The sequence below is a fragment of the Streptococcus sp. SCPM-O-B-15304 (M98) genome (assembly GCF_058200215.1).
This window is the reverse complement of record NZ_JBYQGQ010000005.1, coordinates 113525-134531: the sequence shown is the minus strand read 5'-3', so window position 1 is coordinate 134531 and position 21007 is coordinate 113525. Positions and strand designations below refer to the sequence as shown.

Annotated in this window: 22 protein-coding genes; 16 read left to right on the top strand and 6 right to left on the bottom strand. The window is 40.8% G+C overall.

Features of this window, described 5'->3' with window-relative positions; translation table 11 throughout:
* Positions 1 to 61 precede the first annotated feature (61 nt).
* The 5 genes from AC3E7H_RS04720 (at position 62) to AC3E7H_RS04700 (ending at position 5813) form a co-directional block, all read left to right on the top strand.
* Entirely contained in the window at positions 62 to 1384 is a 1323-nt protein-coding gene (locus AC3E7H_RS04720) for an alanine/glycine:cation symporter family protein (protein WP_490676190.1), read from the top strand.
* Positions 1385 to 1777: 393 nt separating this feature from the next.
* Positions 1778 to 2947 (top strand): ryptide export MFS transporter, encoded by a 1170-nt coding sequence (locus AC3E7H_RS04715; protein ID WP_490676189.1) that lies wholly within the window; start codon positions 1778 to 1780, stop codon positions 2945 to 2947.
* 233 nt (positions 2948 to 3180) lie between these two features.
* Positions 3181 to 3729 carry a carboxymuconolactone decarboxylase family protein gene (locus AC3E7H_RS04710; RefSeq protein WP_045763587.1) on the top strand — a complete coding sequence of 183 codons (549 nt, stop codon included), beginning with the start codon at positions 3181 to 3183 and terminating at the stop codon, positions 3727 to 3729.
* 14 nt (positions 3730 to 3743) lie between these two features.
* Positions 3744 to 4808, top strand: a complete 1065-nt coding sequence (locus tag AC3E7H_RS04705; RefSeq protein WP_414257893.1) for an acyl-CoA dehydrogenase family protein — start codon at positions 3744 to 3746, stop codon at positions 4806 to 4808.
* 108 nt (positions 4809 to 4916) lie between these two features.
* A complete protein-coding gene (locus AC3E7H_RS04700; protein WP_490676188.1) occupies positions 4917 to 5813 on the top strand; it encodes a TDT family transporter in 897 nt (298 codons plus the stop codon).
* Positions 5814 to 5897: 84 nt separating this feature from the next.
* Here the strand turns inward: AC3E7H_RS04700 and AC3E7H_RS04695 are convergent, their stop codons facing one another.
* From AC3E7H_RS04695 to AC3E7H_RS04680, 4 genes are read right to left on the bottom strand one after another with little or no spacing between them, the layout of a single operon-like run.
* On the bottom strand, positions 5898 to 6437 hold the full coding sequence (locus AC3E7H_RS04695) for a DUF3278 domain-containing protein (RefSeq protein ID WP_075228453.1): 540 nt from the start codon (positions 6435 to 6437) through the stop codon (positions 5898 to 5900).
* 12 nt (positions 6438 to 6449) lie between these two features.
* Entirely contained in the window at positions 6450 to 6791 is a 342-nt protein-coding gene (locus tag AC3E7H_RS04690) for a hypothetical protein (protein ID WP_490676187.1), read from the bottom strand.
* Between the two features lie 10 nt (positions 6792 to 6801).
* Complete coding sequence (locus AC3E7H_RS04685; RefSeq protein ID WP_049508171.1) at positions 6802 to 7344, bottom strand: DUF3278 domain-containing protein; 543 nt, start codon at positions 7342 to 7344, stop codon at positions 6802 to 6804.
* A gap of 14 nt (positions 7345 to 7358) precedes the next feature.
* Positions 7359 to 7553, bottom strand: coding sequence for a helix-turn-helix transcriptional regulator (locus AC3E7H_RS04680; RefSeq protein ID WP_006152985.1), 195 nt, complete (start codon positions 7551 to 7553; stop codon positions 7359 to 7361).
* A 208-nt stretch (positions 7554 to 7761) separates the two neighbouring features.
* Here AC3E7H_RS04680 and AC3E7H_RS04675 point away from each other — a divergent pair, with 208 nt between their 5' ends.
* The gene (locus AC3E7H_RS04675; RefSeq protein ID WP_049508172.1) at positions 7762 to 8595 is read left to right on the top strand and encodes a metallophosphoesterase family protein; all 834 of its coding nucleotides are present in this window, start codon (positions 7762 to 7764) and stop codon (positions 8593 to 8595) included.
* Positions 8596 to 8658: 63 nt separating this feature from the next.
* On the opposite strand, the gene AC3E7H_RS04670 is transcribed toward AC3E7H_RS04675, so the two are convergent.
* Positions 8659 to 9468: an amino acid ABC transporter substrate-binding protein gene (locus tag AC3E7H_RS04670; RefSeq protein ID WP_490676186.1), complete on the bottom strand. Its 810-nt coding sequence runs from the start codon at positions 9466 to 9468 to the stop codon at positions 8659 to 8661.
* A 226-nt stretch (positions 9469 to 9694) separates the two neighbouring features.
* Between AC3E7H_RS04670 and AC3E7H_RS04665 the strand changes: the two genes are divergently transcribed.
* The 5 genes from AC3E7H_RS04665 (at position 9695) to brnQ (ending at position 14121) form a co-directional block, all read left to right on the top strand.
* Positions 9695 to 10300 (top strand): nitroreductase family protein, encoded by a 606-nt coding sequence (locus tag AC3E7H_RS04665; RefSeq protein ID WP_490676185.1) that lies wholly within the window; start codon positions 9695 to 9697, stop codon positions 10298 to 10300.
* A gap of 9 nt (positions 10301 to 10309) precedes the next feature.
* Entirely contained in the window at positions 10310 to 11710 is a 1401-nt protein-coding gene (gene pepV / locus AC3E7H_RS04660; protein ID WP_490676184.1) for a dipeptidase PepV, read from the top strand.
* 52 nt (positions 11711 to 11762) lie between these two features.
* Positions 11763 to 12353, top strand: a complete 591-nt coding sequence (locus AC3E7H_RS04655) for a uracil-DNA glycosylase family protein (RefSeq protein WP_000078102.1) — start codon at positions 11763 to 11765, stop codon at positions 12351 to 12353.
* Entirely contained in the window at positions 12350 to 12631 is a 282-nt protein-coding gene (locus AC3E7H_RS04650) for a rhodanese-like domain-containing protein (RefSeq protein ID WP_000659171.1), read from the top strand. Before AC3E7H_RS04655 ends, AC3E7H_RS04650 begins: the two co-directional genes overlap by 4 nt.
* 164 nt (positions 12632 to 12795) lie before the next feature.
* Positions 12796 to 14121 carry a branched-chain amino acid transport system II carrier protein gene (brnQ, locus tag AC3E7H_RS04645; RefSeq protein WP_001074604.1) on the top strand — a complete coding sequence of 442 codons (1326 nt, stop codon included), beginning with the start codon at positions 12796 to 12798 and terminating at the stop codon, positions 14119 to 14121.
* A gap of 46 nt (positions 14122 to 14167) precedes the next feature.
* Here the strand turns inward: brnQ and AC3E7H_RS04640 are convergent, their stop codons facing one another.
* Positions 14168 to 14704, bottom strand: coding sequence for a DUF1307 domain-containing protein (locus AC3E7H_RS04640; RefSeq protein ID WP_001045999.1), 537 nt, complete (start codon positions 14702 to 14704; stop codon positions 14168 to 14170).
* Positions 14705 to 14838: 134 nt separating this feature from the next.
* On the opposite strand from AC3E7H_RS04640, the gene AC3E7H_RS04635 reads away from it, so the two are divergent.
* The 5 genes from AC3E7H_RS04635 (at position 14839) to pheT (ending at position 20927) form a co-directional block, all read left to right on the top strand.
* Entirely contained in the window at positions 14839 to 15876 is a 1038-nt protein-coding gene (locus AC3E7H_RS04635) for a M42 family metallopeptidase (protein ID WP_001077253.1), read from the top strand.
* 1 nt (position 15877) lies between these two features.
* Positions 15878 to 16339, top strand: coding sequence for an HIT family protein (locus AC3E7H_RS04630; protein ID WP_490676198.1), 462 nt, complete (start codon positions 15878 to 15880; stop codon positions 16337 to 16339).
* An 11-nt stretch (positions 16340 to 16350) separates the two neighbouring features.
* Positions 16351 to 17067 carry an LD-carboxypeptidase LdcB/DacB gene (gene ldcB / locus AC3E7H_RS04625; protein WP_485680874.1) on the top strand — a complete coding sequence of 239 codons (717 nt, stop codon included), beginning with the start codon at positions 16351 to 16353 and terminating at the stop codon, positions 17065 to 17067.
* Positions 17068 to 17344: 277 nt separating this feature from the next.
* Positions 17345 to 18391, top strand: a complete 1047-nt coding sequence (pheS, locus tag AC3E7H_RS04620; protein WP_000103748.1) for a phenylalanine--tRNA ligase subunit alpha — start codon at positions 17345 to 17347, stop codon at positions 18389 to 18391.
* A 130-nt stretch (positions 18392 to 18521) separates the two neighbouring features.
* Positions 18522 to 20927: a phenylalanine--tRNA ligase subunit beta gene (gene pheT / locus AC3E7H_RS04615; RefSeq protein ID WP_490676183.1), complete on the top strand. Its 2406-nt coding sequence runs from the start codon at positions 18522 to 18524 to the stop codon at positions 20925 to 20927.
* Positions 20928 to 21007: the final 80 nt, after the last annotated feature.

Here is a 21007-nt window from a genome sequence, read left to right as displayed (position 1 = left end):
CCAGAGTACATGTTTTTAACATGTGCTCTTTCTTTTGGGGTTGAATAGATAGGAGAAAAGGATGTTAAATTTGCTAAAAGAGCTGGATGCTCTAGTATGGGGACCACCCCTTTTAATTTTATTGGTTGGTACAGGGATTTACTTGACTCTTCGTTTAGGGCTTTTACAAATCCTGCGTCTTCCTAAGGCCTTCCAGCTTATTTTTACCAAGGATAAGGGGCATGGGGATGTGTCGAGCTTTGCTGCCTTATGTACAGCCCTCGCAGCAACTGTTGGTACAGGAAATATTATCGGGGTTGCAACGGCTATCAAGGTTGGTGGACCAGGTGCTCTTTTTTGGATGTGGGTGGCTGCTTTCTTTGGAATGGCAACCAAGTATGCAGAAGGCCTACTTGCCATTAAATACCGTACTAAGGATGATCATGGTGCGGTAGCAGGAGGACCTATGCACTATATCCTTCTAGGTATGGGAGAAAGGTGGCGCCCCTTGGCGATGCTCTTTGCCTTGGCAGGTGTTTTGGTAGCTCTCTTAGGGATTGGTACCTTTACTCAGGTCAACTCCATCACAGAGTCTATACAAAATACAACCAGCTTGTCACCGACCATTACTGCTTTGGTCCTTTCAATATTTGTTGGGATTGCGGTCTTTGGTGGACTCAAATCTATTTCGAAAGTTTCTACTACAGTTGTTCCTTTTATGGCTATTGTCTATATCTTGGGAACCTTGACAGTTATTTTCTTTAATATCGATAAAGTACCGGCAACACTTTCACTGGTTCTCACATCAGCTTTTAGTCCCATAGCTGCAGTGGGAGGATTTGCAGGAGCTAGTGTTCGGATGGCTATTCAAAATGGTGTGGCGCGTGGTGTCTTCTCAAACGAGTCTGGATTGGGTTCAGCTCCCATTGTGGCTGCGGCAGCTAAGACGAACGAACCGGTGGAGCAAGGTTTGATTTCTATGACAGGAACCTTTATTGATACCTTGATTATCTGTACCCTGACTGGTTTGACAATCTTGGTGACTGGGGTTTGGAATGGTAATTTAGATGGCGTTGCCCTCACTCAGTCCGCTTTTTCTACAGTATTTTCTTTCTTTGGACCTGCTCTTTTAACGGTCTTCTTGGTACTCTTTGCCTTTACTACGATTTTGGGATGGAACTATTACGGAGAGCGTTGTTTTGAATTTCTCTTTGGCGTTCGCTTTATCTGGCTTTATCGTGTGGTCTTTGTACTCATGGTCTTGCTGGGAGGATTTATCGAGCTGGATATGGTCTGGGTCATTGCGGATATTGTTAATGCCCTCATGGCTCTACCAAACTTGATTGCACTCTTAGCCTTATCACCAGTCGTTATCGCTGAGACGAAGAAGTATTTTGATAAATAATGTAAGATTGATATTACCATTTATAGATAAGACTAGCATCTGTTTGTGAGATGCTAGTTTTTTCACTACTAGGGCTAGTCTTTTATTTTATACTCAATGAAAATCAAAGAGCAAACTAGGAAACTAGCCGTAGGTTGCTCAAAGCACTGCTTTGAGGTTGTAGATAGAACTGACGAAGTCAGTAACATATATACGGCAAGGTGACGTTGACGCGGTTTGAAGAGATTTTCGAAGAGTATTATGTCATAAGATGAATGAAATTCAATAGTACCTCTTTAATGATATCCTTTATTTGCACTTTTATTTATTGTATAATAGTCAGCATAAATCTGTTTTTGTTCTGAAATGTCTTTTTTCATCTATGTGCGAAAGAGAAATAAACTGGAGGTGTTTATGTCAAAAGATATTCGAAAATTAGTGACTTCACAGGGAATAGCGAATCTAGCAGATGTCTTTTTTAGAGTCATTGTGATTGCAAATGTGTTTGTCTTATCTGGTTCGGTCATTTCAACCTCTCTAGTACCAATTCTGATTGGACTATCCTCCTTTTTAGCTAGTTTCTTAGTTCCATTAGTAACGAAGAGATTAGCTTTAAATCGTGTTCTTTTCTTGACTCAATTTGGTAAGACGATTCTGCTAGCGATTTTGTTTTTTCTACTCAAGCAATCTGAAACTATTTCCCTCCCTCTTTTATATGCTATTGTTACCTTAATCTCCGTTTTGGATGGTTTTGCAGCGCCCGTTTCCTATGCGATTGTTCCACGCTATGCGAGAGATTTAGCTAAAGCGAACGCAGCTATTTCTATGAGTAGTGAAAGTGTACAACTAGTTGGTTGGGGCTTAGGAGGTTTCTTATTTGCGAGTCTGGGAATGAATCCTAGCCTGCTCATTGTGTTAGTTTTGTTTACAATTTCGACGATTTTGATGTTTGGCTTGCCACTTGTAGAAAAAGAAGAGTTGTCCTCTGAAACAAGTCTTGAAACTTTAACAAAAGGCTGGCGATTGGTGACTAAAGAATCAAGATTAGGCTTTATTGTCCAAGCCAATCTTTTAGAAATTCTAGCCAATGCTATCTGGGTATCTTCTGTTTTACTTGTGTTTGTGACTGAAATTTTACATCAGTCAGAAAGCTATTGGGGCTACGTCAATACAGCCTATTCCTTGGGGATTATCTTGGGAGGAGCTATTATCTTCCGTCTAGCAGAGAAAGTTGTTACCTATAAATATCAAACTATGACCTTTTCTTTGTTAGCTACAGCACTAGTAACTCTGTTGATAGTGTTATTTCCAAATGAATCTATTTTTCTATTCCTATCTCTAGTCATTGGTTTTCTATCTCAGATTAAGGAAGTCCCTGAGAGTGTATTATTACAGGAATCGGTTGATGAGAAGGAACTTGTGAATGTTTACTCCGTTATCGAAGTTGTCTCTACATTGGCCTTTTCTGCCTCTGTTTTTCTAATGAGTACCATCACAGAATATTTTGGAGTATTTACTGGCTTTGGCTTGGCTATATTCTGTTTGCTAGTAGAGTCCATCTTAGTTTTAAGAAACAAGCATTAGATAAATTAACAGTATGATCACACATCTGGTGTGATTTTTTTGTTTTCATAAAAATTTTTTATCAGTGCAATTTAAAATATATATTATGCAAGGTATAGATTCTGTGTTAGACTTATTGTCAATGAAAAGCTAATGAGTCATCAATCAAGGCAAGGATTTGTTCAATAGGCTGATGAGATTTCGTAAGATTTTCGCAGAAACCATTTAATTACAAAATGAAAAGAGGTCCCCTTATGACAACATTTACTATCCACACAGTAGAATCAGCACCAGCAGAAGTGAAAGAAGTTCTTGAAACAGTACAAAAGGACAACAATGGCTATATCCCAAATCTAATCGGTCTTTTGGCCAATGCCCCTACAGCCCTAGAGGCTTATCGCACTGTCGGCGCTATTAACCGTCGCAACAGTCTAACACCTGTAGAGCGCGAAGTGGTACAAATCACTGCAGCCGTAACTAATGGTTGTGCCTTCTGCGTCGCTGGTCACACAGCCTTTTCTATCAAGCAAATCCAGATGAATGATGACCTTCTCCAAGCTCTTCGCAATCGTACCCCAATCGAAAGCGATCCTAAGCTGGATACCCTAGCTAAGTTTACCTTGGCAGTCATCAATACCAAAGGGCGCGTAGGAGATGAAGCTCTTGGAGAATTCCTTGAAGCTGGCTATACGCAAGAAAATGCCTTGGATGTTGTTCTCGGTGTCAGTCTAGCAAGTCTTTGTAACTATGCTAACAACCTAGCTAACACACCGATTAATCCAGAATTACAACCTTATGCATAAGAGGAGGGTAGAGTATGGGATTTTTTTCAGAAGAATTTTTAAGCTGGTTAGACCAGCACGCCGATGAAATTGACAAAAAATCATGTCAAGCTGGAGAAGAACTGATTGAGAAAATTGCTGCAGAAGGCGCCTTTCGTGTAGGGGTTCCCAAAGTTCTTGGAGGGCTAGGTGGAAATGATCAAGATGTTATCGATATCCTTGCTGAACTCGCTCAACATTCCTTAACAGCCTCCTTTATCTCATGGGGGCAACGAACTTTAATAGACAACATTCTACATACTGATAATGCTTATTTCAAAGAAGTTTACTTGGAAAAACTCTTATCAGGAGAATATGCAGGTGCTACGGCCTTATCTAATGCAGTCAAGTATCTATCTGACTTAGAAGAACTAAATGTTCGAATCCTTGAAGAAAATGGGAATTATTACCTAAAAGGACGACTTCCTTGGGTAACCAATGCACGTAGGGATCGCTTTCTTACTATTTTTGTAGCAGGATTTGCAGATGACCCGAGTCAAAGTTACGTAGTAGCTGTACCATCGGACGCAGAAAACTTTAGTCGTTCCGAAGATTTGGAATTTGTTTCTCTCCAAGGAGGGAATACAGCAGCTCTGACTTTTAACAAGGTATCTTTAAAGGAAGAGTGGATTCTATCGAGGGATGCTCATCAATTTTTAGCGCAAAATCGTCCAGCCTTTTTAGGCTACCAATTTGGCCTAGCCTTTGGTTTGGCTGAACGTTCACTCTCAGAAGTCGAAAAAGAATTGGGGAAACGAGGTATCTTGAAGGAAGAATGGCAGCATCAGGTCGAACAGTTAGATGATATTCGACATTCTCTCTATCAAGGACTATCTGAAGAGTCCTATTTCGTTAGAAATCCGCGTGAGCTATTCCAGTTACGAATTGATATTGTTGATGTTGTTGCTCAAAGTCTCTTGTTAGAACTACAAGCTGGTGGCGGTAGAGGATATTTTAGTAAATCGACATCCGGTTTCATACGTCGTTGGAATGAAGGCGCCTTTTTGCCAATTGTTTCTCCTAGTGCAGTGCAATTGCGACATATTCTAGCGACAAACTAACAATAAAGAAAATAAAAACGAGGTTTATCTTTTTAAACTTCGTTTTTTAATACTTCATTTAAGCGCTTTTATGCTATACTGATAATAACATGACTATTGGAGGTTCACATGAAAAAACTCCCCTTGGCCTTTTCAGGGTGCTTATTGGGATTGGCTGGAGCAGGCAATCTCATCCTGGATATTTTTCCACTATTATCTCACGTCTTTAGTTTGTCAGGCTTGATTTTATGGTTTTATTTTTTATACAGTCATCTTAGTGATTGGCAAGAAAGCCAGCAAGAACTTAAGAAAGCTCCTCTATTATCGGGAATGGCGACCTTTCCCATGGCAGGGATGATTTTATCAACCTATTTGTTGCGAATCTTACCCGTGAACATGAGCATTGTTGCGCAGATTCTCTGGTGGTTTGCCTTTCTTCTAGATGTAGGTTTAATCATCTATTTCACTAAAAATTATGTGCAGACTAAACCAAGAACGAGCGCAACGCCAAGTTGGACAGTTCTTTATGTGGGGATAGCAGTAGCAAGCTTGACCTACCCAGTGGTGGGGATAGTCGAGATTGCCTATGGCGCTTGGATTTTTGGCTTTACCTTAACCCTTTTCCTTTATCCTCTGATTTATCAAGATTTGAAAAGTAATCCATTGCCACGGGCTTTACTGGGGCAAGAAGGAATTTATTGTGCTCCCTTTTCTCTACTGTTAGCAGCACTCGTTCGAATCGGAGGTTCAGCTCTTCATGGCTGGATTTTGCTAGTCATGATACTTGCATCGCAGGCTTTCTTTTTCTTTGTCCTCAGTCGTTTGCCAAGGATTTTAAAACAGGGATTTCAACCAGCTTTTTCAGCCCTAACCTTCCCAACTATCATCACAGCAACTTCATTGAAAATGGCCCAAGGCATTCTGCAGATTCCAGTCCTTAACCTCCTCGTTTGGCTGGAAACTATCATTTGTTTAACAATCCTTATCTATGTATTAGTAGAATATATGCGGTATTTAAGGAACTAAAAAAGCCCCTAGCACTGAGAAGTGTTAGGGGATGTTCTTTCTGTTAGGTTGATAGCTATTATAACCAACAATCCAAGCAGTTTCTTACTTTTCCTTATGTAGTGATAGAAAGCTGTAGACCATAGTCCCAAAGATTGCTCCAATACTAAGACCAAAGACAAGTAAGGGGACCATTATCTCTGTTTGGATGATTTTTTCCAAGAAAATTGATAGAGGTATCTGCTGAACGAAGAGTTTATGAAAGAGCAACAGGGCAAATAGGCCAATCTCAATACTTATAAATACCAACCAACTACGAACTTTGATTTGGTGTTTGCTGTAGGTTTTGTAGATGATTTCTGATTTGTCATCCTTCTCAAGATGAAGCTCTTGGACGGCTCTTTGAGCTTTTATACCCATGAACCAAATGAGTCCAAAATAGATGTAGGGCATAACATTTCGAACAATTTCTATAAAGCGTCCGAACAAAATATAGAACAGGAAGAGAAAGAAGGAAGAGTAAAAGATTTGGACCATGGAACGGGCGCAAGCCTTGTAGATGACCTCTTGACGGCATTCATCAAAGGGTCCTTGGATATGAAAGAAATTTCGAACTAAGCGAGTGGTTAAGTCTTCTTTTTTCATGGTAGTGACCTCTTAATAACCTTGTTTTTGATTAGCTTCTTTAAAGAGTTGATAGAGAGTATAGAAGTAGACTAGACTAAAAACGATACAGATGGTTAGAAATAGTAGATATCTCCAATCCATAGAACTCGTTATCAGTTGTGGGAGTGATACGAGGATAAAGCAGAGAGATGCGTTTAAGAGGCGTCTTTTTTTTGATTTAATTTTCTGAAATCTTTGTCCTTTGTTCAAAACAGGAAGGGCTAAGAGGAAGATGATCAGAAAAGGACGCGTAATTTGGCCATAAACCAGGAAAACTGTCATAAAGATACTGATCAAAATATGACTGAGAATTAAAGTTTGTAGTGATTTCATAAGTTTCCTCCTAATCGTCGTCTTGATCTTCTCTAGCTTTTTGAATACGAAGAGTGATGACAATATGCACTGTTAATCCGAAAAAGAAGGCTGCAACGATGGTTGACAAGATACTTCTTGTATTCAAAAGAGCGGTAAGATAGCTTTTGCTATCATCCATTAGGATATTGAGAAGTGGCATGCCAAAGAACATGGCTATTCCATAAACCAGACCAGCTTTAAGTCCAGGATTACGTAACTGTTTCTTTTCCTTCTGGCTCAACATATCAGGATCGATAGCAGCAATACCAGTTTTTTTAGTTTGAGTAGTGACATAGAGAGCACAAACCAAGGAAACCAGAAAAATAATGATTGGATATCCGAAAGCGACCATTTGGGGATATTTATAAGCAAGGACAAAGGGGATGAAATTGCCTAGAGTCATGAGATAAAAGAGAATCATAAAGACTTTATTCCCGATGTGGTCAGCCTCGCGTCGTTTGTGTTCATCAAGTGGCCCTGAAATGCCATAGATACGTTTGATTAGTTTTTCATAGAGGGGGTCTTTTTTCATTTTTCTTCTCCTTTTTAAAAATCGTCTTCCCAAAAGAGACTGTTGAGGTCAGTTTGGAGGCTGCGGGCGAGATTGAGACAAAGTTCCAGGGTAGGATTGTACTTGTCGTTCTCAATCATGTTGATAGTTTGCCTAGAGACACCGATATCCTTGGCAAGTTCGAGTTGGGACTTTCCTAGTTCCTTGCGGAATTCTTTCACACGATTCATGCTTCCTCCTTTTTAGTTAATGTCACATATATTTGACTATAGTATATTCTTTTAAGAACATAATGTCAACTATTTTTGACATATTTTTAAAAGAATCTTGGTGATAATATTTCCATACGAGAATCTTCTAGAGATTTTATGCTATAATGAAGAAAAATAAGAGTGATTTGGATACCCTGAATGCTATCCAATAAAGAAAGAGCAGAAAATGAACCATAAGATTGCAATTTTATCAGACATTCATGGCAACACGACAGCCTTAGCTGGAGTGCTTGAGGACGCTGAAAATTTGGGAGCAACTGAATATTGGCTTCTGGGAGATATTTTTCTTCCTGGTCCAGGAGCAAATGACTTGGTGGATCTTTTGAAAGACCTTCCCATTACAGTATCCGTTCGAGGAAACTGGGATGATTGTGTGTTAGAGGCTTTAGATGGGCAATATGGTTTAGAGGATCCCGAAGAAATTCAGTTTCTCAGGATGACTCAGTATCTGATGGAGCGCATAAACCCCGAGCATATTGATTGGTTGAGAAAGCTACCTATGGTAGCCAAGAAAGAAGTCGATGGCTTGCGCTTTTCTCTTTCTCATAATTTGCCTGAGAAAAACTATGGTAGAGATTTACTGGTTGAAAATAATACCGATAAATTTGACCAGCTACTTGATGAAACTACTGATGTAGCCGTCTATGGACATGTTCATAAACAGCTTTTGCGTTATGGTAGCCAAGGGCAACAAATTATCAATCCAGGTTCGATTGGTATGCCTTATTTTGACTGGGAAGGGCTGAAAAATCACCGAGCCCAGTATGCCTTACTTGAAGTTGAAAATGGTGAATTGGTCAATATCCAATTTCGTAAGGTTGCTTATGATTATGAAGCAGAGCTAGAATCAGCCAAGACCAAAGACCTTCCCTTTATCGAAATGTATGAAGAGTTACGACGTGAGGACAACTATCAAGGCCATAATAGAGATTTGTTAGCTAGTTTAATTGAAAAGCATGGCTATGTCGAGGATGTCAAAAACTATTTTGATTTTTTGTAAGAGTTGCTTTAACGACCAGATACTAAATAAACGATTGGACTAGCCAATCGTTTTTAATATATTTTATTGTAATTGAGACTGATCTGGTAGATAAGAACCACCGAGATAGGTTTTGCTGAGTTTTTCAAGGGCTCCATCTTGGTAGAGTTCTTTGAGGACCTTGTCAAATTGGTCTTTAAATTCTTTTTGGTCACTTGAGAAGATGATATAGTTGTTTGGATTATCATTGCTCTCCAAGTCGACTAGGTTCAAGTCTAAGCCACGGTCTTGGATAATTTTTTGAACAGAGATTTTATCAAAGATTAGGAAATCAAATTCACCGTTGGCGAGGTCAGTCAGACGCTTAGCCACATCTTCGCCAGAATATTGGATGGTAGCAGGATTGTCGGAGTGGCTTTGATTCCAGTCTGTAACGACCTTGGCAGTAGAAGTTCCGGTGTCATCCTGGGTTGTTTTACCAGCGATATCTTGCAGAGAAGCAAGAGCCTTGTCTTTTCTGCTCACAAGAACCAAAGGATTTTTTGCGATAGGTAGAGAGTAGAGGTATTTGTCTGCTCTTTCTTTGGTGTAGCTCAAGTTGTTGGCAGCAGCTTGGTAACGGCCAGCATCCACTCCAGGGAAGATACTTTCCCAAGCAGTTTTTTGAAATTCAATCTTGTATTGATCCAGTTTTTCATCGACTGCTTTTAAAACCTCAACATCATATCCAGTTAGGCTTCCATCTTGCTCAAAGTCGAAAGGAGGGATGTCTCCAGCAGTTGCTACGACAATGGTTTTAGGACTAGCAGTGGCAGTAGAAGTACTATCTTGTTTGGCTTGTCCACAGGCGACCAACAAGGGACTAATGGCTAATAATAAGAATATTTTTTTCATAAGAGTCTCCTTTACTTAATGGTATCTAGCTTACCAGACAATCAATCAGATATCCAATATATATTTTTTATGGAGGCGATAGAGAAACATTATAATTTTAAAATGGAGCCTAGAACTGAAAGTGGAATTTGAAAAAAGATAATTTGTGTCACTAATGAAAAATCTCTGCAAGCTCTTTCAGAATGTGGTAAAATGGAAATAGTAGAAATAGAAAAGGAAATCAATTATGAAATTTCTTGAGTTAAATAAAAAACGTCATGCGACCAAGCATTTTATTGATAAACCAGTTGATCCTAAGGATGTTCGAACAGCTATCGAAATCGCAACCTTGGCACCGAGTGCTCACAACAGTCAGCCTTGGAAGTTTGTCGTGGTTCGTGAGAGAAATGCTGAACTAGCAAAATTGGCTTACGGTTCAAACTTTGAACAGGTAGCATCTGCACCTGTGACCATTGCCTTGTTTACTGATACAGACCTAGCCAAACGCGCCCGCAAGATTGCTCGAATTGGTGGTGCCAATAATTTCTCAGAAGAACAACTACAGTACTTTATGAAAAATCTTCCAGCAGAATTTGCACGTTATAACGAACAGCAAGTCAGTGACTACTTGGCTCTTAATGCTGGGCTTGTAGCTATGAACTTAGTCCTTGCATTGACTGACCAAGGAATCGGATCAAATATTATCCTTGGTTTTGACAAATCAAAAGCCAATGAAGTCTTGGAAATCGAAGAACGCTTCCGTCCAGAGCTCTTGATTACAGTGGGATACACAGATGAGAAGTTAGAACCAAGCTACCGCTTGCCAGTAGATGAAATTATTGAAAAAAGATAGGAAGAAAAAATGACAGTTATTGATTTTACAGCAGAAGTAGAAAAACGTAAAGAAGACCTCTTGGCTGACTTGTTTAGCCTTTTGGAAATCAACTCAGAACGCGATGACAGTAAGGCAGATGCGCAGCATCCATTTGGACCAGGGCCAGTAAAAGCTTTGGAGAAATTCCTTGAAATCGCTGATCGTGATGGCTACCCAACAAAAAATGTTGACAACTATGCAGGACATTTTGAGTTTGGTGAAGGTGAAGAAGTTCTCGGAATCTTTGCCCACATGGACGTGGTGCCAGCAGGTAGCGGTTGGGATACTGATCCTTATACTCCAACTATCAAAGATGGTCGTCTCTATGCGCGTGGTGCTTCAGATGATAAGGGACCTACAACTGCTTGCTACTATGGTTTGAAAATCATCAAAGAATTGGGACTTCCAACTTCTAAAAAAGTTCGCTTTATCGTCGGAACTGATGAAGAATCAGGCTGGGCAGATATGGACTACTACTTTGAGCATGTAGGACTTGCGAAGCCAGACTTTGGTTTCTCTCCAGATGCTGAATTCCCTATTATTAATGGTGAAAAAGGAAATATCACAGAATACCTCCACTTTGCTGGTGAAAACAAGGGTGCAGCTCGTCTTCACAGTTTCACAGGCGGTTTACGTGAAAACATGGTTCCTGAATCAGCGACAGCAGTGGTTTCAGGGGATTTGGCTGATTTGCAAGCGAAACTAGATGCCTTTGTTACAGAGCATAAGCTTAGAGGAGACATTCAAAAAGAGAATGGTAAGTACAAGGTTACGATTATCGGTAAATCTGCCCACGGTGCTATGCCTGCTTCAGGTGTCAATGGTGCGACTTACCTTGCTCTCTTCCTCAGCCAATTTGCCTTTGAAGGACCTGCAAAAGACTACCTCGATATTGCTGGTAAGATTCTCTTGAATGACCACGAAGGGAAGAACTTGAAAGTAGCTCATGTGGACGAAAAGATGGGTGCCCTTTCTATGAATGCGGGTGTTTTCCGCTTCGACGAATCAAGTGCTGACAATACTATTGCCCTCAACTTCCGTTATCCAAAAGGAACAAGCCCAGAGCAAATCAAGTCAGTTCTTGAAACCTTGCCAGTTGCTTCAGTTAGCCTTTCTGAACATGGGCATACTCCTCACTACGTACCAATGGAAGATCCACTCGTTCAAACTTTGTTGAATGTTTATGAAAAACAAACAGGTCTTAAAGGTCACGAACAAGTTATCGGTGGTGGAACGTTTGGTCGTCTCTTAGAGCGTGGTGTAGCCTACGGTGCTATGTTCCCAGATTCTATCGATACTATGCACCAAGCCAACGAATTTATCGCCTTGGATGATCTTTTCCGTGCAGCAGCAATCTACGCTGAAGCTATTTATGAATTGATCAAATAATGATCTAGAAGTCTGAGATTTTATGCTTGGACTTCTTTTTGGAGGGAAACAGATGTCTCAAATCGAAAAAATCAAGCAAGCTATCATAGAGGATCCCCAAAATGCCGGCTATACTGAGCAAGGCATCGAGCCACTCTTTGCAGCACCAAAAACAGCTCGTATCAATATCATTGGCCAGGCACCTGGTCTCAAAACCCAAGAAGCAGGGCTATACTGGAAGGATAAAAGTGGGGACCGCTTGCGAGAATGGTTGGGTGTGGATGAAGACACCTTTTACAATTCAGGTTACTTTGCAGTCATGCCCATGGATTTCTACTTTCCAGGTCATGGGAAATCGGGTGACCTACCACCTCGTCCAGGTTTTGCAGAAAAATGGCATCCAGAACTCTTGAAGGAATTGCCAGATATTCAATTAACACTCTTGATTGGTCAGTATGCCCAAGCCTACTACCTGCATGAGAAAGTTAGTGGTAAGGTGACAGACCGTGTGCATCGGTTCAAGGATTATTTGCCTGATTATTTCCCACTGGTGCATCCTTCACCCCGCAATCAAATCTGGATGAAAAAAAATCCTTGGTTTGAGGCAGAAGTTGTGCCTGACTTGAAAGATAGAATCCAAAAAATTCTCGGAGAAGAAAAATGAAAGAAATTACTTTTAACAATTTTTACCAGCTTTATCAGAAAGAGGCGCTTTCTGTATTGGATGTGAGAGAAGTAGAGGAATTTGAGGCTCTTCATTTAGAAGATGCTCGTAATTTCCCTCTTAGTCAACTGGCAGATACTTATGAGCAACTAGATAAAACCCAGCCTTACTATGTGATCTGTAAATCAGGTATCCGTTCCGCACGTGCCTGCCAATTTTTAGCAGAACAAGGCTATGAAGTTATCAATGTCAAAGGTGGCATGGATGCTTTAGAATAAGACAAACTCCCTTTGAGACTGAAAATAAAAAAGGTCTCGAAGGGAATTTTTTTGCATTAAAATTCGGAAAATTGAAAACATTTTAGAATTATTTCGTGACAGCCTTTTCTGGCCTTTAATCATGTTATACTAAGAAAGTATTTTATTTTTAATAAGGAGAGTTTATGGCTAAAAAAGGTGCTTTAACAGGATTACTCCTGTTTGGAATATTTTTTGGAGCAGGTAACTTGATTTTCCCTCCAACTCTAGGCGCACAGTCTGGAGAAAACTTCCTTCCTGCCATTGCAGGATTTGTATTTTCAGGTGTTGGGATTGCCGTCCTAACTTTGATTATTGGGACCCTTAATCCTAAGGGGTATATCTATGAAATTTCTAAGAAAATTTCTCCATGGTTTGCGACGATTTATCTTGCAGTTTTGTACTTGTCGATTGGCCCATTCTTTGCCATCCCTCGTACAGCAACGACATCGTTTGAAGTTGGTATTAGTCCACTCTTGGATCAAGCAGATAAAGGTTTAGGTTTGATTGTCTTCACCATTCTCTACTTTGTAGCTGCCTACCTAATCTCGTTGAATCCTTCAAAAATCTTGGATCGTATCGGTCGAATCTTGACTCCAGTTTTTGCCATCTTAATTGTTATTCTGGTTATCCTTGGAGCTTTCAAGTATGGTGGGAATGCACCACAAGCAGCTTCAGGCGCTTATCAAGCTTCAGCCTTTGGTGCAGGTTTCCTTGAAGGATACAATACACTTGACGCGCTTGCTTCTGTTGCCTTTAGTGTGATTGCAGTTCAAACCTTGAAACAACTTGGTTTTTCAAGTAAGAAAGAGTACATTTCAACCATTTGGGTGGTTGGAATCGTTGTAGCACTCGGATTTAGTGCTCTCTACATCGGGCTAGGTTTCTTGGGCAATCATTTCCCAGTAACAGAAGAAGCAATGAAGAGTGGAACTCCGGGAGTTTATATCTTGTCTCAAGCGACTCAAGAAATCTTTGGTTCTACTGCTCAGCTTTTCCTTGCGGCTATGGTAACCGTTACTTGCTTTACAACGACTGTAGGGTTGATTGTATCAACTGCCGAGTTCTTTAACGGACGTTTCCCACAAATCAGCTACAAGGTTTATGCGACTGTCTTTACCTTGATTGGTTTTGCCATTGCAAATCTTGGTTTGAGTGCTATTATTAAGTACTCTGTACCAGTTCTCGTTATTTTGTACCCAATTACGATTGCCATTGTCATGATTGTGATTGTGAATAAGTTTGTCGCTCTTTCAAAACCAGGAATGCAATTAACTGTTGGTATTGTCACAGCCATTGCTATTGCAAGTGTTTTAGGATCTACTTTTAAAGTCGAGGTCCTTGCAAATATCGTGAACGCTCTACCATTTGCGGAGGCTTCTCTGCCATGGTTGGTACCAGCTATTATCGGAATTCTACTTTCTCTTGTTCTTCCAAATAAACAAGAAAGTGAAGCTTTTGAAATGGAATAGAAAAAACTTGGCATCGGCCAAGTTTTTTCTATTTAGTTTTAGTTACTTAGTTTTTTTCTGTATAACCAAGGTCTGTTAACATTTTTTTAGAGGCTTTAAAACTTACGTTTTTTCCAACGCCTGAGTATTCTTCTGGTAAAGCTTTTCTAAGTTCGTCAATGCTTGCAACTGAAAGGTCAATCTCAAGATCTTGTACGACTTTACCATCTTTAACTTCGATTGAGAAAGTTACCCCTTTAAGTCCCTTATAGCCTTTGTAGGTTTCTTCAAGAATACTTTTTACAGCATCTGCAGTATTATTGAGGACTTCAGGATCAGCGACATTATGAGCAGTTTGTTTGACAACATTATCACCGTCAACTGTATAAGTTAAGGTTGATACGACACCAGGCTGAGAATCGTTCACAAAGGTCGCAGTTTTTAATTCGGATTTCTTTTCAGTAGTGCTAGATTCAGAAGTTTTTACTTCAGTCGTTTCTGGTGTAGAAGAGCTAGAAGAAGTGGTTGAGGATTGTTTTGAACATCCCAACAAGAATGCCAAAGGCAAGGCTAAGAAAAGTGTCGTTTTGAAATATTTGTTCATTTTGTATTCCTTTCATCATAATACTTTACTTCATTTTACCATAGATTAATTTTAAAATCAAAGTATTTTAAGTTTTTCTTTTTTGCACATACTACGATGGGAAAAGTGATATAATGGTAACAAGAGGTGAAAAAATGAATCAAACTGTAGAATATATCAAAGAACTAACTGCTATTGCGTCACCAACAGGTTTTACGCGTGAAATTACGAATTATTTAGTTGAGACGCTTGAAAAACTAGGTTATCAACCAATCCGTACTGCTAAAGGTGGTGTCAACGTTACTGTTAAAGGTAAAAATGATGACAAACAACGCTATGTAACTGCCCATGTAGATACCTTGGGTGCCATTGTTCGTGCTGTTAAATCAGATGGTCGTCTCAAGATGGACCGTATCGGTGGCTATCCTTGGAACATGATTGAAGGCGAAAACTGCACGGTCCATGTAGCTAGCACAGGTAAAACCGTATCAGGTACGATTTTGATCCACCAAACTTCTTGTCACGTTTACAAAGATGCTGGAACTGCGGAACGTACACAGGACAATATGGAAGTTCGTTTGGATGAAAAAGTGACCAATGAAAAAGAAACACGCGCACTCGGTATCGAGGTTGGTGATTTTATCAGCTTTGACCCACGAACTGTCGTGACTGAGACAGGCTTTATCAAGTCTCGTCATTTGGATGACAAGGTCAGCGCAGCTATTCTCCTTAATCTCCTCAAAGTCTACAAAGAAGAAGGAATTGAACTTCCTGTCACTACGCATTTTGCTTTTTCAGTCTTTGAAGAAGTGGGGCACGGTGCTAACTCAAGTATCCCTAGTCAAGTTGTCGAATATCTAGCTGTGGATATGGGAGCAATGGGAGATGATCAGCAGACGGATGAGTACACAGTCTCTATCTGTGTTAAGGATGCTTCAGGTCCTTACCACTATGAATTCCGTCAACATTTGGTAGCTCTCGCAAAAGAGCAAGACATTCCATTTAAGCTAGATATCTATCCATTTTACGGTTCGGATGCTTCGGCAGCGATGTCAGCTGGAGCAGAGGTTAAGCACGCTCTTCTAGGAGCAGGTATTGAATCAAGCCATTCTTATGAGCGTACTCATATTGATTCTGTAGTGGCTACTGAGCGTATGGTGGATGCTTATCTCAAGAGTGAGTTGGTGGACTGAGATGTGCTTGATTTGTGATCGAATTGAACTCATTAAGTCTGGTGACAATCCCTACTTTGTAAAAGAACTGGAAACGGGCTATGTTGTCATTGGAGATCACCAGTACTTTGAAGGTTACACTCTATTCTTAGCCAAGGAACATGTCACAGAATTGCATCATCTACATCCAACTGTTAAACTTCAATTTTTAGAGGAAATGAGTCTGGTTCAGGAAGCTGTCTCTAAGGCTTTTTCTGCTGAAAAGATGAATGTAGAGTTGTTAGGAAATGGAGATGCCCATGTCCACTGGCATATTTTCCCGAGACGAGAGGGTGATATGAAGGGACACGGTCTTAATGGTCGTGGTCCAGTTTGGTGGGTTCCATGGGAAGAAATGATTGCTGAAGAATATCAGGTTAAGGGAAGTAAATTAGAAGACTTGATTGCAAGATTATCTGAGACTTTAAATCAGATGATTAAATGAAAGGATAACAGATGAAAAAAAGATACCTTATCTTATCAGGATTATTAGTCTTGTCATTGGCAGCTTGTTCACAAGAAAAATCAACAACTACAGAGGCCAAGTCTTCTGCAGAGCAATCAACTGTACAAGAAGGAACTGCGGGAAGTAAGTCTCAGGAAGCTAGTCAAAAGAAAGCAGAAGTGGTTAACAAAGGAGATCACTACAGCATTCAAGGCAAGTACGATGAGATCGTTGTGGCTAATAAGCATTATCCTATGTCAAAAGATTACAATCCTGGAGAAAATCCTACCGCAAAGGCAGAACTGTTAAAACTCATTGCAGCTATGCAACAAGCAGGCTTCCCAATTAGTGATCACTATAGTGGGTTTAGAAGTTATGAAACTCAAACTCAGCTTTATCAGAACTATGTAAATAAAGATGGCAAGGCTGAAGCTGACCGCTATTCGGCAAGACCTGGTTATAGTGAACACCAAACTGGTCTGGCTTTTGACTTGATTGAAACAAATGGAGACCTAGTCACTGAAGAAAAGGCAGCCCAATGGCTTTTGGACCATGCGGCAGACTATGGCTTTGTCGTTCGTTATCTAAAAGGTAAGGAAAAGGAAACGGGTTATATAGCTGAGGAATGGCACCTTCGCTATGTTGGCAAAGAAGCCAAAGAAATCGCAGCTAGTGGTCTCAGTTTAGAAGAGTACTATGGCTTTGAAGGTGGAGACTATGTTGATTAGTCGCAAAATATCTTGCAAGATTACTTAAATTTTGATAAAATGAATAATAATTAAATAGGAATCTGCAAGACTAGTATCTCAGGAGAAGTATATCAGGGAGGAGAGCCGTGACTGAAAGCTCTCTATATGAAAGCTGGGTGAATTCACTTGCCTATGGATTCAGAAATAAAGGTCTGACTTGTCAGATAAAAACGGATGGTACCGCGTGTCAACGCTCCGAGTGGAGTTTTTGGCATGTGGTTTTCTTTTTATCTTACGAGTGACTAATGGAGGAATTATGTCAACTATTGAAGAACAATTAAAAGCGCTTCGTGAAGAAACGCTAGCTAGCTTGAAGCAGATTACTGCTGAAAATGAAAAAGAGATGCAAGAATTGCGTGTTTCTGTCCTTGGTAAAAAAGGATCACTGACTGAAATCCTTAAAGGGATGAAAGACGTTTCTGCTGAAATGCGCCCTGTTATCGGAAAACACGTCAATGAGGCTCGTGATGTCCTAACAGCTGCCTTTGAAGAAACAGCTAAGCTCTTGGAAGAAAAGAAAGTGGAAGCTCAACTAGCAAGTGAAAGCATCGATGTGACACTTCCAGGTCGTCCAGTTGCGACTGGTCACCGTCACGTCCTCACACAAACTAGTGAAGAAATTGAAGATATTTTCATCGGTATGGGTTACCAAGTTGTGGATGGATTTGAAGTGGAGCAAGATTACTACAACTTTGAACGTATGAACCTTCCAAAAGACCACCCAGCTCGTGATATGCAGGACACTTTCTATATCACAGAAGAAATCTTGCTCCGTACCCACACGTCTCCAGTTCAGGCGCGTGCGATGGATGCCCATGATTTTTCTAAAGGTCCTTTGAAGATGATCTCACCAGGACGTGTGTTCCGTCGTGATACAGACGATGCGACCCACAGTCACCAATTCCACCAAATCGAAGGTTTGGTTGTAGGGAAAAACATCTCTATGGCTGATCTTCAAGGAACGCTTCAGTTGATTGTGCAAAAAATGTTTGGTGAAGAGCGTCAAATTCGTTTGCGTCCATCTTACTTCCCATTCACAGAGCCATCTGTTGAGGTTGACGTTTCATGCTTCAAGTGTGGTGGAGATGGCTGCAACGTATGTAAGAAAACAGGTTGGATCGAGATTATGGGTGCCGGCATGGTTCACCCACGTGTCCTTGAAATGAGTGGTATCGATGCGACTGTTTACTCTGGTTTTGCCTTTGGTCTTGGACAAGAACGTGTAGCCATGCTTCGCTACGGAATCAACGATATCCGTGGATTCTACCAAGGAGATGTCCGCTTCTCAGAACAGTTTAAATAAGATTGAAACATGAAACACAATCCTATACAGTTCTAGTCATTTCCTCTCGGTGAGAAATGGCAAGAGCTTACTCGAAGAAAAAGAAAGGAATTGAAAAGGTCTCGATTGATGAGATCTTACGATCAGAATTATGTTAGTATCATACAAATGGTTAAAAGAATTGGTGGACATTGATGTGCCATCACAAGAGTTGGCTGAGAAAATGTCAACTACAGGGATCGAAGTAGAAGGTGTGGAATCTCCAGCTGCTGGTCTCTCAAAAATTGTCGTCGGAGAAGTCTTGTCTTGCGAAGATGTGCCAGAAACACACTTGCATGTCTGCCAAGTCAATGTGGGTGAAGAAGAAGCCCGTCAAATCGTCTGTGGAGCACCAAATGTGCGTGCAGGTATCAAGGTTATGGTGGCTCTTCCAGGTGCTCGCATTGCTGATAACTACAAGATTAAAAAAGGGAAAATCCGTGGCTTAGAGTCACTCGGGATGATCTGTTCACTTGGTGAATTGGGCATTTCTGACTCCGTTGTACCGAAAGAATTTGCAGATGGCATCCAAATCTTGCCAGAAAATGCTATTCCAGGTGAGGAAGTCTTCTCCTATCTAGACTTGGATGATGAAATCATCGAACTTTCTATCACGCCAAACCGTGCAGATGCTCTTTCTATGCGTGGGGTAGCGCACGAAGTAGCCGCTATCTATGACAAGGCAGTCAATTTTAAAGAATTTACTTTAACAGAAACAGACCAAGTTGCAGCAGACGCTCTTTCTGTCAGCATTGATACAGACAAGGCGCCTTACTATGCTGCACGTATCTTTGACAATGTGACCATTGCACCAAGTCCACAATGGTTACAAAACCTCCTCATGAATGAAGGCATCCGTCCGATTAACAATGTCGTCGACGTGACCAACTATATCTTGCTTTATTTTGGTCAACCAATGCATGCATTTGACTTGGATACCTTTGATGGAAGCGAGATTCGTGTGCGTGAGGCTCGTGCTGGTGAAACATTGGTAACCTTGGACGGTGAAGAACGTGAGTTGGAAACAAATGACTTAGTCATCACTGTAGCAGACAAGCCAGTAGCTCTTGCAGGTGTCATGGGTGGACAAGCTACAGAAATCTCTGAAAAGTCTAGTCGTGTCGTTCTTGAAGCTGCTGTTTTCAATGGCAAATCTATCCGTAAGACAAGTGGTCGCCTCAATCTTCGCTCAGAATCATCTTCACGTTTTGAAAAAGGTATCAACGTGGCAACCGTTAATGAAGCCCTTGATGCGGCAGCAAGCATGATTGCGGAATTGGCTGGTGCGACAGTGCGGAAGGGCATCGTTTCAGCAGGGCAGTTGGATACATCTGATGTAGAAGTTTCTTCTACTCTTGCAGACGTCAACCGTGTCCTCGGTACAGAGCTTTCCTACGCAGATGTAGAAGATGTCTTCCGTCGTCTTGGATTTGGCCTTTCTGGAAATGCAGATAGCTTCACAGTAAGCGTACCACGTCGTCGCTGGGACATCACTATCGAAGCGGATCTTTTTGAAGAAATCGCTCGTATCTATGGTTATGACCGCTTGCCAACTAGTCTTCCAAAAGATGATGGAACAGCTGGTGAATTGACTGCGACACAAAAACTCCGCCGTCAAGTTCGTACTATCGCTGAGGGAGCAGGTTTGACAGAAATTATCACCTATGCTCTAACAACTCCTGAAAAAGCAGTCGAGTTTACGATTCAGCCAAGTCATTTGACAGAATTGATGTGGCCAATGACTGTGGACCGTTCAGTTCTCCGTCAAAATATGGTTTCAGGTATTTTGGATACAGTTGCCTACAACGTAGCACGTAAGAATAAAAACTTGGCTCTTTATGAGATTGGAAAAGTTTTCGAGCAAATCGGTAATCCAAAAGAAGAATTGCCAAATGAAATCAATAGCTTTGCCTTTGCCTTGACAGGCTTGGTTGCTGAAAAAGACTTCCAAACAGCAGCAGTTCCTGTTGACTTCTTCTATGCCAAGGGAATTATGGAAGCCCTCTTTGCTCGCTTGGGTCTTGAAGTGACTTATACAGCAACCTCTGAAATCGCTAGCCTTCACCCAGGACGTACAGCCTTGATTTCACTCGGTGACCAAGTCCTTGGTTTCCTCGGTCAAGTACATCCTGTTACAGCTAAGGCTTACGATATTCCAGAAACTTATGTAGCAGAGCTCAACCTTTCAGCTATCGAGAAAGCTCTTCAACCAGTAGCTCCATTTGTGGAAATTACTAAATTCCCAGCAGTCAGCCGTGATATCGCCCTTCTCCTCAAAGCAGAAGTGACTCACCAAGATGTGGTTGATGCCATCAAATCTGCAGGCGTGAAACGTTTGACAGCTATCAAACTCTTTGATGTCTTCTCAGGTGAAAAACTAGGACTTGGTATGAAGTCAATGGCTTATAGCTTGACCTTCCAAAATCCAGAAGATAGCTTGACTGATGAAGAAGTCGCACGCTACATGGAAAAAATTCAAGCATCACTTGAAGAAAAAGTGAATGCAGAGGTGCGTTAACAGTCTATAATCCATCCCTAAGGATGGATTTTTTAGTACAAAAAATCATCAAGCTTTAGCCTGATGATGTAATCAACTTG

Coding starts and splice junctions, on each gene's coding strand:
- AC3E7H_RS04680 (WP_006152985.1), bottom strand. CDS start 7,553: ATGAATCGTGTGAAAGAATTCCGCAAGGAACTAGGAAAGTCCCAACTC.
- AC3E7H_RS04690 (WP_490676187.1), bottom strand. CDS start 6,791: ATGAAATCACTACAAACTTTAATTCTCAGTCATATTTTGATCAGTATC.
- brnQ (WP_001074604.1), top strand. CDS start 12,796: ATGGCTAAAAAAGGTGCTTTAACAGGATTACTCCTGTTTGGAATATTT.
- AC3E7H_RS04635 (WP_001077253.1), top strand. CDS start 14,839: ATGAATCAAACTGTAGAATATATCAAAGAACTAACTGCTATTGCGTCA.
- pheT (WP_490676183.1), top strand. CDS start 18,522: ATGTTAGTATCATACAAATGGTTAAAAGAATTGGTGGACATTGATGTG.
- AC3E7H_RS04685 (WP_049508171.1), bottom strand. CDS start 7,344: ATGAAAAAAGACCCCCTCTATGAAAAACTAATCAAACGTATCTATGGC.
- AC3E7H_RS04665 (WP_490676185.1), top strand. CDS start 9,695: ATGAAATTTCTTGAGTTAAATAAAAAACGTCATGCGACCAAGCATTTT.
- AC3E7H_RS04720 (WP_490676190.1), top strand. CDS start 62: ATGTTAAATTTGCTAAAAGAGCTGGATGCTCTAGTATGGGGACCACCC.
- pepV (WP_490676184.1), top strand. CDS start 10,310: ATGACAGTTATTGATTTTACAGCAGAAGTAGAAAAACGTAAAGAAGAC.
- AC3E7H_RS04705 (WP_414257893.1), top strand. CDS start 3,744: ATGGGATTTTTTTCAGAAGAATTTTTAAGCTGGTTAGACCAGCACGCC.
- AC3E7H_RS04640 (WP_001045999.1), bottom strand. CDS start 14,704: ATGAACAAATATTTCAAAACGACACTTTTCTTAGCCTTGCCTTTGGCA.
- AC3E7H_RS04670 (WP_490676186.1), bottom strand. CDS start 9,468: ATGAAAAAAATATTCTTATTATTAGCCATTAGTCCCTTGTTGGTCGCC.
- pheS (WP_000103748.1), top strand. CDS start 17,345: ATGTCAACTATTGAAGAACAATTAAAAGCGCTTCGTGAAGAAACGCTA.
- AC3E7H_RS04695 (WP_075228453.1), bottom strand. CDS start 6,437: ATGAAAAAAGAAGACTTAACCACTCGCTTAGTTCGAAATTTCTTTCAT.
- AC3E7H_RS04650 (WP_000659171.1), top strand. CDS start 12,350: ATGAAAGAAATTACTTTTAACAATTTTTACCAGCTTTATCAGAAAGAG.
- AC3E7H_RS04630 (WP_490676198.1), top strand. CDS start 15,878: ATGTGCTTGATTTGTGATCGAATTGAACTCATTAAGTCTGGTGACAAT.
- AC3E7H_RS04675 (WP_049508172.1), top strand. CDS start 7,762: ATGAACCATAAGATTGCAATTTTATCAGACATTCATGGCAACACGACA.
- AC3E7H_RS04710 (WP_045763587.1), top strand. CDS start 3,181: ATGACAACATTTACTATCCACACAGTAGAATCAGCACCAGCAGAAGTG.
- AC3E7H_RS04715 (WP_490676189.1), top strand. CDS start 1,778: ATGTCAAAAGATATTCGAAAATTAGTGACTTCACAGGGAATAGCGAAT.
- AC3E7H_RS04700 (WP_490676188.1), top strand. CDS start 4,917: ATGAAAAAACTCCCCTTGGCCTTTTCAGGGTGCTTATTGGGATTGGCT.
- AC3E7H_RS04655 (WP_000078102.1), top strand. CDS start 11,763: ATGTCTCAAATCGAAAAAATCAAGCAAGCTATCATAGAGGATCCCCAA.
- ldcB (WP_485680874.1), top strand. CDS start 16,351: ATGAAAAAAAGATACCTTATCTTATCAGGATTATTAGTCTTGTCATTG.